Raw genomic sequence first — 11,902 nt, 5'->3', positions numbered from 1 at the left:
CAGTCTGGAGGATGACGATGACCACGGCCGAAAATACACAAGATGCCCCCCAGCCCGAAGCCGCTCCGGCACCCGGCATGGTCGACATCAAACCGCGCAATTATGAATTCGATTTGGAAAGCGCGCTCGCGGCCAATTGGCACAGCGGCGATCCGTTCAAGACCGCTTTCTTCAACGCGCTTTCCATGATGTTTCCCGTCGGCGAAAAATCCTTCATGGATGCGGTGAAGGCCTTCCGGAACAAGGTTACCGACCCGGCCTTGCAGGAAGACGTGAAAGGCTTTCTCGGCCAGGAGGCAATTCATAGCCGCGAACACCGCAAATATAACGAGCGGCTCTGCGCGCTGCGCGGCTATGATCTCGATTATATGGAACAGCCGATCATCAAGCGGCGTGACTGGGCCCATGCCAATCTGCCCGTCATCGCGCAGCTTTATGCGACCGTTGCCTATGAGCATTACACCGCGATCATGGCGAACGGCACGCTCTCCAATCCGAAATGGCTGGAAGGCGCGGACCCGACCATGAAAGCGCTTTGGCGCTGGCACGCGATCGAGGAAACGGAACATAAAGCCGTTGCCTTCGATGTGCTGAAGCTGGCCGGCGGCACGGTGAAAGAGCGGCGCATGTCCATGCTCTTCATCACGGTGAATTTCATCCGCGACACGGCGCGCAATATCAATCATATGCTCAAACGCGACGGCTACAGCTTCTGGCAGCGCATGAAAATCTGGCGCAGCGGGCTTTCCTTCCTTCTCGGCAAGGACGGTATTTTGCGCGGCATGGGCCGGGAATGGCTGGATTATTTCAAAGCCGATTTCCACCCCTGGCAGCATGACAACCGCAAGCTCTTGGAAGAAGTGAAGGCAAGCGTCGGGCCCGAGCCTGTGCTGGCCTAAGCTGCCCGCCGGAAACGCGCAAGCAAAAGGGGCCGTCTGGCCCCTTTCCTTTTCCGCTGCGCTTATGTCTCACGCTGCCACCCTTCACGCTACCTGGGCGACGGTTTCCTTCAAGGCGTCCAGCGCCACGCGCGGCTCCATCCGGTCGCGGTAATCGACCTCGACATTGGCAAGCGCGATGCGCCCGTCCGTGCCGACCACATAAGTCGCGGGCAGCGGCAGCACCCAGTCCTCGGTGCCGTTCAGCTTTGGCAAATCATTGCCGATCTTGCCGTAAACCGCGGCAAGCTTGGCCGGCAGCTCGAACGTAATGCCCAGCACACCGGCAAGCGCCAGGCCTTCATCGGAAAGCACTTCGAATTCGAGCCCGTGGCGCTCCACCGAGCTAAGCGCGCCGTCCGGCAGTTCCGGCGTCACGGCAACGAGCTGGCCGCCCGCCGCTTTGATCTCCGGCAAGAGCGCCTGATAGGCGCGCAGCTCCAAATTGCAGTACGGGCACCAGGCGCCCCGGTAAAACGTCACGATGAGCGGGCTTTGCGTATAAAGCTGGCCGAGGTTCACCGGCTTTCCCACCGCGTTTTTAAGCGTCAGGCCGGGAAAGACCTTTCCCTTGGCCACCGCCCGCGCGGCAATACCCGTTGCCGCCAGATCCTTCGTCGCCTGCTCCATGAGGTCCAGCACGTCGGCGGGAATCCGCTTGCCGGCCAGATTCTTCATGTTTTCCAGTTCGTCTTTCAGCGACATATGCCCTCCACCCTTTGGTTTTCTTGCGCCACTATAGGAGCGGGACGCCAGGGCACCCGTTCACATTATCCGGAGTTCCACAGGTATTTTCGAACACCCTCTGCCCATTTTTGATCCGGTGATTGATTACCTGCGTACAAGACGTCGCGGGCCCGCTGACCTATATTGCTCACCGGTCGAAAGAAACCGCTCACTCGGAAACTGCTCAAGGAGCCTTCCATGGCGCTGCCTTCAATTCTTCAGGACCGGCTGGAACTGCCGGTGGTCGGGTCCCCGCTCTTCATCGTTTCGGGCCCCGAGCTCGTGATCGCCCAGTGCAAGGCGGGGATCGTCGGCTCCTTCCCCGCGCTCAATGCCCGGCCCGCCCATGTGCTGGAAGAATGGATCATCCGCATCAAGGAGGAGCTCGCCGAATATCAGGCCGCCAATCCGGACAAGAAAGTCGCGCCTTTCGCGGTGAACCAGATCTGCCATGCCTCCAACGACCGGCTGCAGCACGACATCGAGGTGTGCACGCGCCAGGAAGTGCCGATCATCATCACCAGCCTGCGCCCGCCCGAAGAGGTCGTCACCGCCGCCCATTCTTATGGCGGCGTGGTCTTCCACGACGTTATCAACGTCAAACATGCCAAGAAGGCGGCTCAGCAGGGCGTGGACGGGCTCATTCTCGTTTGCGCTGGCGCGGGCGGCCATGCGGGCACGCTCTCACCCTTCGCCCTGGTGCGCGAGGTCAAGGAATGGTTCGACGGGACGGTGCTCGTCTCCGGCGCGCTGTCGGACGGTTATGGCATCGCCTCGGCGCAGGCGCTCGGCGCGGACCTTGCCTATATGGGCTCACGCTTCATCGCCACGCAGGAAGCCAATGCCGATGCGGGCTATAAGCAAATGCTGCAGGAATCGGCCGCCGAGGACATCGTCTATTCCAACCTCTTTACCGGGGTGCACGGCAACTATCTGGCGCCTTCCATCGTCAATGCCGGGCTTGATCCGCATAACCTGCCCGAAGCCGATAAGTCGAAAATGAATTTCGGCTCCGGCGGCAATCAGAAATCGAAAGCCTGGAAAGACATCTGGGGCTGCGGCCAGGGCATCGGCTCGATCAAGGACGCGCCGCCCGTGGAAGAACTCGTCGCCCGGCTGAAAAGCGAATATGTGGAGGCTTGCCGCGAGTTCCTGGCGAAGATGCCGGCCGAAGCGCGCGCCCAGCTTGCGCAGGCCGCCGAGTAACACAGCCACGTCCCCCAACGGAAACGGCGGCCTTCAGGGCCGCCGTTTTCATATCCGGACTGGGCGGGGGTACCGCGCCGGCTCAATCGCGCCGGGGCGTCATCAGCGCGAAAACGAGGCCCGCCATCGCGCCCGCGCCTGCCTGAAAAGCCATGCCGAGGGCAGAACGGGCCCCGGCAATGGGCGTGATGTCGAAAAGAATGCCCATCACCGTCAAGGTCACATAGACCGAGACGGCGCCTGCCACCATATAGACGAACCAGCGCAGCGAAGGGGCAAGACGCTGCACGAAATGCGCGGCAATGAAGGCGATCACGAAACCGATAGCCATCAGCGCGCCGTAAAGCGGGCCCATGCCCACGAGATCGTTCAAAATGCTGGAAAGATACTGCCCTTCCACATTGACGCCGATGGCGGCCAGATCATTTAACACAAAGATCGAGTGAGATGCCGTGCCCAGCACCGTGACGGTCAGAACCGCGATGATAAACGCGACCGTTATATTGACGACCCGCATGGGCGCTCCCCTCTTGCTCTTCATTGATGCGCATGTGGTTTCCCGCAGCGCGCGCTGATGTACTATGATCGCCGAACGACGCGGGGTAAAGACCCGCGGCACCTATGAGCCAAGCCGGGAGGACGCGCATCATGGCCAAAGACGCTGCAAGGACCATTCCCTTTATCGCAGCCTTCAGAGGGGCCGCCCTCGCAGGCGCTGTCTTGACGGCAAGCGCATTCATGCTGCCTGCCGCCCCGGCCGCGGCGCAAGAGGCGGTCCATGCCGCCCCCTTCGATGTGGAAACGCTGGCCGAAGGGCTCGACCATCCCTGGAATGTTGCCTTTCTGCCCGACGGCTCCCTGCTCGTGACGGAGCTTCCCGGACGCCTGCGCATCGTGCGCGGCGGCGAGGTGGTGCCCGAGCCCGTGGCGGGCGTGCCGGAGGTTTATCATGCCGGGCAAGGCGGGCTTTTCGATGTGCTGCTCGATCCGGATTTCGCGCAAAACCGCGTGATCTATCTGTCCTTCGCCCATGGCACGCCGGAGGCGAACAATACCCGCGTCGTGCGCGCTACGTTCGACGGCACGGCGCTTTCCAATGTCGAGACGATTTTCGATGCAAGCCCGCAGAAAGATACGCCCGTCCATTATGGCGGACGCATGGCGCTGAAGGGCGACGGCACGCTGCTCGTGACCGTGGGGGACGGCTTCGATTACCGCGAAGACGCGCAGCGCCTTTCCAATCATCTGGGCACGGTGGTGCGCATCAACCGGGACGGCACGGTGCCTGAGGACAATCCCTTCGTGAACGACAATGACGCGCTGCCGGAAATCTACACCTATGGCCACCGCAATCAACAGGCCATTCTTTACGATGCGGCCTCCGACCGGATTTACGAGCAGGAACACGGACCGCGCGGCGGCGATGAAGTGAATGTGCTGGAGCCGGGCAAGAATTACGGCTGGCCCGTGATCACCGGCGGCACCGATTATTCGGGCGCGCAAATCTCTCCTTACAAAGAATATCCGGGCATGGAGCAGCCCTGGGTGGAATGGACACCTTCCATCGCCCCGGCCGGCATGGCGCTTTACGAGGGCGCCATGTTCAAGGACTGGGAAGGTGATTTACTCGTCACCTCGCTCGTCGAAATGAGCCTGCGGCGGATCGACATCGAAGGCGGCGCGCCGAAGGCCCAGGAGGTCTATCTCGTGCCGCAGCAGACGCGGCTGCGCGATGTGGCCGTGGCGCCGGACGGGGCCATTCTGGTTTTGACGGATGAGGAAGAGGGCAAAATCCTCCGCCTGACCCCGGCGAAAGCCTCCGGCTCCTAGACGCGGTCTCTTAAGAGTCGCTCCTTAATTCCGCCTCACGAAACAGCTTTTCGCGGCGGATTGGCGTCCGCGCGGCTTGGCTCTAGGCTCGCCCGCATCAATTCGCGCTGCAAGGCTGCCGGGAGAGAAAAATGGAAACGCCGAAAGACGCCACACATGCCACCTGCTGCGCACAGGCCGCGCTGAAAGAGCAACTGCCGAAGGAAACGGGGCAGGATTTCGAGGATGCCCGGCGCGGCTTCATCGCCACCATACCGCACGCCAAGGTGCTGCATGAGGCAGGTCATGCCGTGTGGGACATGAGCCAGTTCGACTTCACGCAAGGCGAGGCGCCGGATACGGTGAACCCCAGCCTCTGGCGGCAGGCGAAGCTCAATGCCATTCACGGGCTTTTCGAGGTAACGCCCGGCATCTACCAGGTGCGCAATTTCGATCTCTCCAACATCACCTTCATCGAAGGGGAGACGGGCTATATCGTCATCGACCCGCTGATTTCCGCCGAACCGGCGGCCGCCGCGCTGAAGCTGATGCGCGAACACCGGGGCGACAAGCCCGTTACCGCCGTCATCTATACCCATTCCCATGTGGACCATTATGGCGGCATCAAAGGCGTTATCTCGGATGAAGACATTGCGAAAGGCCTGACCATCATCGCGCCGGAAGGCTTTCTGGAAGCGGCGGTAAGCGAGAACGTGCTGGCGGGCAATGCCATGGGACGGCGCGCGACTTACATGTACGGCGCGCTGTTGCCGCGCGGACCGAAAGGCCATGTGGATGCGGGCCTCGGCAAGACCGTTTCCATGGGTTCGGTCAGCCTTGTGCCGCCGACGAAAAGCATTTGCGAGACGGGCGAGACGCTAACCATCGACGGGGTGGAAATCGTCTTCCAGGTGACGCCCGATACCGAAGCGCCCTCGGAAATGAATTTCTATTTCCCGCAATTCAAGGCCCTTTGCATGGCGGAGAATTGCTCCTGTCATCTGCACAATATCTACACCCCGCGCGGCGCGCAGGTGCGCGATGCCAAGGCCTGGTCCTATTATATCAACGAGGCGATCGAGCTTTTCGCCGGCAAGACGGATGTGCTTTTCGCCAGCCACCACTGGCCGCGCTGGGGCGAGGACCGCGCCCGCGACTTTTTGAAGAAGCAGCGCGACATGTACAAATATGTGCATGACCAGACGCTGCGCCTTGCCAATCACGGACTGGTGCCGACGGAGATCGCCGAAGAAATCCGCATGCCGCCCTCGCTGGAAGAAGAATGGTTCAGCCGGGGCTATTACGGCACGCTCAATCACAATGCCAAAGCCGTCTATCAGCGCTATCTCGGCTGGTTCGACGGCAACCCGGCGAACCTGCACAAGCTGCCGCCCGAAGAAGCCGGCAAACGCTATGTGGAGGCCATGGGCGGGGCGGACGGCGTGCTGAAAACCGCGCGCGCCGCCTTCGAGAAAGGCGAGTACCGCTGGGTGGCGGAGATCGTCAATCACCTCGTCTTTGCCGACCCGGCAAACGAAGAGGCGCGGCATCTGCAGGCCGATGCGCTGGAGCAGATGGGCTATCAGGCCGAAAGCGGGCCCTGGCGCGCGTTTTATCTCACCGGCGCGCAGGAGCTGCGCAGCCCGCGCGCGCCCTCCAATGCGCCGCGCCCCGGCGCCAACGGCCAGCTGAAGACGCTGCCCGTGAACGAAGTGCTGGATGCGCTTTCCGTGCGGCTCAACGGCCCGAAAGCGGGGCGGCGGGAATTCGCCATCAATCTGACCGTCACGGATACGGGCGAGCAGTTTCTTATCTCGCTGGAAAACGCCACGCTGCGCCACGAGCCCGGCAAAGCCCATGACGATGCGGACTTGACGCTTGCCATCAAGCGGATGGATTTCATCGAGCTCGTGATCGCGGAAAAGATGCTGGCGGAGGTGAAGGCAACAGGCGCGGCAAAACTGACCGGCGATGAAGCAGCGCTCACCGACCTTCTCTCCTTCCTCGACACGTTCGATTTCTGGTTCGAGATTGTGATGCCTTAAGGCCCTGCCTGTGGCAGACTTGAACTATGACAGAGAACAGGTCCTCCGCTTTTCCCTCGCTCGGCTTTCTGGGGCGCTTCGGCCGCTCGGCCGATCTGCGCGCCCTCGACAAGGCGTTGAGGGAAGTCGATCTGCACCCCAATCTCATGCCCGAAGCGGTGAAGCTGACGCTGGTTAAATTGCTCCGGGAAGCCGTCCCTGCCCGGCCCGAGGCGCGCGACTATGAAGAGGCCGCCGCCCTTGCCGCTTATTGCATGATCGGGCCCGACGCTTTTACCGCCGTCAACAACCCCGTGCTGGCCCGCCAGCAGGAACGGCGCATCGAGGCGGCGCTTGAGGAAGAAGGCTCGCTCGACGGGCAGATCATCCTCCTCACCCTGCATGCGAAACTCGTGCATCCGGCCGTTATCGAGACCTTTCAGCTTTCCAGTGAGGAAACCTGAGCGCCTTAAAGCGCCGGACCGTGAACTTCCAGCATCAAGTAAAGATGAAACGAGGCGGGAGGGCGCGCCGCTGCCCCTCCTCCTGGCACCGGCCTAACCGATGGCGGCCGGCCGGCTGAGCGCTGCCGCTCCCGCCTCGTCCCCTCCCTGCGGGGCCGTCTCACGCTGGGCACTGCCCGCGTTTTCCTCTTCCCCCTGCTCGCGGCGCATGTCCCCCTCTTCCGGCTGCACGGCGGCGCGCGGCAGGCACATGTTGACCACCGTACCGACATGCAGCTCTGAAGTGATTTTGAACGTGCCCCCATGCAGCTCGACAAAGCGCTTGGACAGCGGCAGGCCGAGCCCCGTGCCCTGATGCGAGCGGAATTCCACATGGGCAACCTGGCGGAACGGTTTGATGACGTTTTCCAGATCCTTTTTGTCGATGCCGATGCCGCTGTCGCGCACCTCGATATGGACATGATCCGGCCCCGGCGCGACGGCAATGACGACGTCGCCGCCCTCTTCGGTGAAGTTGATCGCATTGGCGGCGAGATTGAGCAGAGTCTGCTTGATCAGCCGCTCATCCGCATAAAGAACGGTTGGCCGCTCGGGCAGGAGCTTTGAAAGCGAAACCCCGCGCTCCTGCGCCTTGATGTAGAGCAGGCGGGTAATCTCCCGCACGACGCAGTTGAGATCGAACGTGCCCAGATCGAGCTTTGCCCGGTTCGCCTCGATGCGCGAGAGGTCCAGCACATCGTTGATGATGGAAAGCAGGTGCTGGCCGCTGCCCAGAATGTCGCGGGCATATTCCACATAGCGCGGCTGCTGGATGGGGCCGAGCAATTCGTCCGAGATGACCTCGGAGAACCCGATAATGGCGTTGAGCGGGGTTCGAAGCTCATGGCTCATATTGGCAAGGAAAGCGGATTTGGCGTTGCTGGCGGCCACGGCTTCCTTCTGCGCCGCTTCCAGCTCCGCCGTGCGCTCCCAGACCCGGTTTTCCAGCGAGGCATTGAGGCTGGCCAGGCGCTGCTCGCGGTGCTCGATTTGCGCGATGGACTGAGAGACCGAGCGCAGAAGAGCGTTCACCCCGCCGACCAGCGCCCCAAGCTCGTCCTTGCGCCTCTCCGGCCCTTCCTCGGCCAAGGCAACCTGATAGCGCTCCGCATGGGGCAGATCGCGCGAGGCCGCGCAGACCGCGTTTTCAAGCTCGATGAGCCGCTTGAGCACCGCCCAGCGCAACACCAGCATGGTGGAGACCGTCACCACGATGGAAACGATTGCCACCAGCGCGGCGATGCGCAGCAGAAAGGAAAAAAGCTCGCCGGCAAGGTGCGGTGTTTCCACCGTCACCCAAAGCCGGTAGGTGCCGCGCGCCTCGATCCGGCGCAACTGGGCAGCGCGGGCGCGGCCATCTTGCACCACCGCCCCTTCCAGCGCCGCGCCTTCCGGCCCCGGCAAAGGCTGGCCGAGCCGGTGTAGTGGCTCGGCCTTGCCGTCCAGAAAGACGAGGCCGGAAATATTGGCGACGCCCAGAATGTCCGCCGCTGCCTCCCGCGGCGCGGCGCCCTGCTTGCCGGATGGACCGGTTCCTGCCGGGCGGGCGGCCTGCACGAGGCTGGCCGTCAGCGCCGCATCGGCAGCGGCGAAAGCCGCGCCGAGCCGGTCCGCCTCGTAGTTACGGTAAGAGGGGATGAGGATCAGCGCTTCAATGAACAAAATGGACAGAAACACCGCCGCCGTGATGCGCCAGCACAGGCGGCAATTCTTCAGCACCAGCTCACGGCCGGCGGACAGGCGTATCCGGAAAAGCGGCGGCCTGCCTTCCCTTGCTTCGCCCTCCCTTGACCGGGGCTGCCCATTTGGCCGGGGCTGCCCATTCTTCACGATCGTCCGCGCTTGATCCGACAAATCCGCTACTCCGCCCACCAGACCTGCAAAGAAGCTTGCCAGAACGCGTCGAAATAATTGTAAACTCACCATTCTAATATGAACACAAGTGCGTGACGGCGCGCAGCGCGGCAACGCCTCGAAACGGCGGCGCGCGCGCCTAAATTATCACGCGATGCCTTACCTGAGGCTGCTGCGCCTGTTATAAGGGCGCCAGTTTTTGCTCCCGCCGCGAGGATTTGCCATGGCCGCCGAACCCAAGCCCAACCCCGTTCTGCCCCCCTTCAACTGGGAAGACCCGCTGGCGCTTTCCTCTCAGCTGAGCGAAGAAGAACGCATGGTGCGGGACACGGCCCACAGCTTTGCGCAAGGCAAGCTCTTCCCCCGGGTGCTGGAGGCGAACCGCCATGAGATTTTCCACCGGGAAATCATGAACGAGATGGGCGAGCAGGGCCTGCTCGGCCTCACGCTGCCCGAAAAATACGGCTGCGCGGGGCTGTCCTACGTCTCCTACGGGCTGGCCGCGCGCGAGGTTGAGCGGGTCGATTCCGGCTACCGCTCGGCCATGTCCGTGCAGTCGAGCCTCGTCATGCATCCGATCTATGCCTATGGCTCGGAGGAGCAGCGGGAGAAATATTTGCCGAAGCTCGCCACCGGCGAATGGGTGGGCTGTTTCGGCCTGACCGAGCCCGACCATGGCTCCGACCCCGGCTCCATGGTAACGCGGGCGGTGAAAGTGGATGGCGGCTACCGGCTGAACGGCGCGAAAATGTGGATCACCAATTCGCCCATCGCCGACCTTGCCGTCGTCTGGGCGAAGCTTGAAGAGACGCCGGGCAAGGACGGTACGATCCGCGGCTTCATCGTGGAGCGCGGTTTCGAGGGCTTCAAGACGCCGAAGATCGAAGGCAAGTTCTCGCTGCGCGCCTCTATCACCGGGGAGATCGTGCTCGAAGACGTGTTCGTGCCCGAAGACAACATCCTGCCCAATGTGCGCGGCCTGGCCGGCCCCTTCGGCTGCCTCAACCGGGCGCGCTACGGCATTGCCTGGGGCGCCATGGGGGCGGCGGAGTTCTGCTGGCACGCGGCGCGGCAATATACGCTGGACCGCAAACAGTTCGGCCGCCCGCTTGCCGCCAATCAGCTCATCCAGAAGAAACTCGCCGACATGCAGACCGAAATCACTCTCGGCCTGCAAAGCTGCCTGCAGCTCGGGCGCATGTTCGACGCCGGCACCGCCGCGCCCGCCGCCATTTCACTCATGAAACGGAACAATTGCGGCAAGGCCCTCGACATCGCCCGCACCGCCCGCGACATGCATGGCGGCAACGGCGTCTCGGACGAATACCACGTCATCCGCCACGTCATGAACCTGGAAGCGGTGAACACCTATGAAGGCACGCATGACGTCCACGCGCTGATTTTGGGCAGAGAGCAGACTGGGATACAGGCGTTTTTTTGAGGGGGGGGATCGCGGTTGGCCGGCTTGATGACACGGCATCCGTCAAATCACGTTCAGACGTAATGACAATTGCGGCTTCGGAGTATATTACGCCGGAGATTTGAAATTTCCACAAGCATCGGAAATCTTGCCTCCACCGCAAGTTATTGGGGTTCCCTGCAGCGAATGCGATGCGATATTGTGATGATCATCATACCTTGGGGGCCTTATGGACGGTAAAATCAGAGCACAGAAAACTTGGGGATCGTCCCCAACCGGCTCAACATCTGCAAAAGGCTCAGCACCCGGCACAAAAGACTTTTTCGAGCGTGCGCTGAAGTACCGTTCGAAGCATGAAATGCCGTGGCTGCCGGATGTCATCCCATTCCAGGAGATGAGGGGGAAGCGTGTCCTGGAGATTGGCTTCGGTCCGGGCTACGACGCTCTCTCTTTCATGCAGGCTGGAGCGACATACTCCGGCATCGACATCACGCCAGAGAATCTGGAGCGCACACGAAAACACCTGGCGCTATTTGGATTTGAGCCTGAAGTACGGCAAGGAGATGCGGAGGCATTGCCATTTGATGATGCCTCGTTCGACGTTGCCTACTCGAATGGCGTGCTGCACCATGTCCCAAGCATTGAGCAGGCTTTTTCCGAAGTGCACCGAGTGCTCGAGCCGGGCGGTGACTTCTATGTGTTGGTCTACAACAAAAACTCTTTGTTCTATCGGATAACACTCGCCATCTGGTATCAGATCATCCATGGCTATCGTCATAAAGAAACTCTACAAGAGCAGCTTTCCCGCATCGAGTTTAATGAAGCTGACGAACGGCCGATCGTGAACGTGTATTCAAAACGAGAGTTGCGCGCCCTTCTTCAGCAAACAGGCTTTAAAGTATCATCGATCAAAGTCCGCAAACTGACATGGGAGGATCTTCCCGCAGTTTGGTTTGTGCATCGTTTCTTCAAATATATCCCGCGCAGCTTGCTTCATTTTTTGGGGAAGGCGGTCGGCTGGTATTTGATCGCCCACGCACGGAAGTAGACAGCATTGACAATCTCTAAAACAAATCGACAGCTCTTCGAGCTGCTATACAAACCGCAATGGAGCGGCAGTGCTATCTGCATATATCGAACAGTATAGAGAGTCTCTAAGCAGAGCGCCGCCACGACATGGGTCGGCATGATCAACACCCTCAGGAGTGTCAACGTGCTGTACCTATTGCAGGGGTGTGTGTGGCATCGCAATAATACAATGATACCAGCCGAGAACGTGCGCGCAGATAGATAGCGTAACCCCGTCTGAGGCCAACCATCTCCCAACAACCGGTATATAGTTTTTTACAAAGCCGCGTTTTTCGTAATAGATGGGAACAAAGCCCGCTTCTCTCAAAACCCTCATGATCTGCCGATAAGATC

Annotated in this window: 11 protein-coding genes; 7 read left to right on the top strand and 4 right to left on the bottom strand. The window is 61.1% G+C overall.

Features of this window, described 5'->3' with window-relative positions; translation table 11 throughout:
• Window positions 1-17 precede the first annotated feature (17 nt).
• Entirely contained in the window at window positions 18-899 is an 882-nt protein-coding gene (locus tag M2A_RS07915; protein ID WP_197052879.1) for a metal-dependent hydrolase, read from the top strand.
• 84 nt (window positions 900-983) lie between these two features.
• Here M2A_RS07915 and M2A_RS07910 read toward each other — a convergent pair whose 3' ends face one another.
• Window positions 984-1,643 (bottom strand): peroxiredoxin-like family protein, encoded by a 660-nt coding sequence (locus tag M2A_RS07910; RefSeq protein ID WP_045445528.1) that lies wholly within the window; start codon window positions 1,641-1,643, stop codon window positions 984-986.
• A 219-nt stretch (window positions 1,644-1,862) separates the two neighbouring features.
• Between M2A_RS07910 and M2A_RS07905 the strand changes: the two genes are divergently transcribed.
• On the top strand, window positions 1,863-2,870 hold the full coding sequence (locus M2A_RS07905; protein ID WP_045445526.1) for an NAD(P)H-dependent flavin oxidoreductase: 1,008 nt from the start codon (window positions 1,863-1,865) through the stop codon (window positions 2,868-2,870).
• A gap of 82 nt (window positions 2,871-2,952) precedes the next feature.
• On the opposite strand, the gene M2A_RS17285 is transcribed toward M2A_RS07905, so the two are convergent.
• A complete protein-coding gene (locus tag M2A_RS17285) occupies window positions 2,953-3,387 on the bottom strand; it encodes a hypothetical protein (RefSeq protein ID WP_052379304.1) in 435 nt (144 codons plus the stop codon).
• Between the two features lie 131 nt (window positions 3,388-3,518).
• Between M2A_RS17285 and M2A_RS07895 the strand changes: the two genes are divergently transcribed.
• The 3 genes from M2A_RS07895 to M2A_RS07885 all read left to right on the top strand — a co-directional run bounded on the left by M2A_RS07895 (window position 3,519) and on the right by M2A_RS07885 (window position 7,167).
• Entirely contained in the window at window positions 3,519-4,700 is a 1,182-nt protein-coding gene (locus tag M2A_RS07895) for a PQQ-dependent sugar dehydrogenase (RefSeq protein WP_081875479.1), read from the top strand.
• A 131-nt stretch (window positions 4,701-4,831) separates the two neighbouring features.
• Window positions 4,832-6,724, top strand: a complete 1,893-nt coding sequence (locus tag M2A_RS07890; protein ID WP_045445523.1) for an alkyl/aryl-sulfatase — start codon at window positions 4,832-4,834, stop codon at window positions 6,722-6,724.
• A 26-nt stretch (window positions 6,725-6,750) separates the two neighbouring features.
• Window positions 6,751-7,167, top strand: a complete 417-nt coding sequence (locus M2A_RS07885; protein ID WP_045445520.1) for a hypothetical protein — start codon at window positions 6,751-6,753, stop codon at window positions 7,165-7,167.
• 93 nt (window positions 7,168-7,260) lie between these two features.
• On the opposite strand, the gene M2A_RS17280 is transcribed toward M2A_RS07885, so the two are convergent.
• Complete coding sequence (locus M2A_RS17280) at window positions 7,261-8,925, bottom strand: sensor histidine kinase (protein ID WP_197052878.1); 1,665 nt, start codon at window positions 8,923-8,925, stop codon at window positions 7,261-7,263.
• Between the two features lie 358 nt (window positions 8,926-9,283).
• On the opposite strand from M2A_RS17280, the gene M2A_RS07875 reads away from it, so the two are divergent.
• Window positions 9,284-10,501 (top strand): acyl-CoA dehydrogenase, encoded by a 1,218-nt coding sequence (locus M2A_RS07875; RefSeq protein WP_045445517.1) that lies wholly within the window; start codon window positions 9,284-9,286, stop codon window positions 10,499-10,501.
• Window positions 10,502-10,709: 208 nt separating this feature from the next.
• The gene (locus tag M2A_RS17275) at window positions 10,710-11,528 is read left to right on the top strand and encodes a class I SAM-dependent methyltransferase (RefSeq protein ID WP_081875477.1); all 819 of its coding nucleotides are present in this window, start codon (window positions 10,710-10,712) and stop codon (window positions 11,526-11,528) included.
• A gap of 174 nt (window positions 11,529-11,702) precedes the next feature.
• Here the strand turns inward: M2A_RS17275 and M2A_RS18285 are convergent.
• Window positions 11,703-11,902 (bottom strand): hypothetical protein (locus tag M2A_RS18285; RefSeq protein ID WP_210164854.1); only part of this gene is annotated, 200 nt, incomplete at its 5' end.

The sequence above is a fragment of the Tepidicaulis marinus genome (assembly GCF_000739695.1).
GTDB classification, from domain to species: Bacteria; Pseudomonadota; Alphaproteobacteria; order Parvibaculales; family Parvibaculaceae; genus Tepidicaulis; species Tepidicaulis marinus.
The sequence above is the reverse complement of the archived record's forward strand: the minus strand, read 5'-3'. Positions and strand labels throughout refer to the sequence as shown.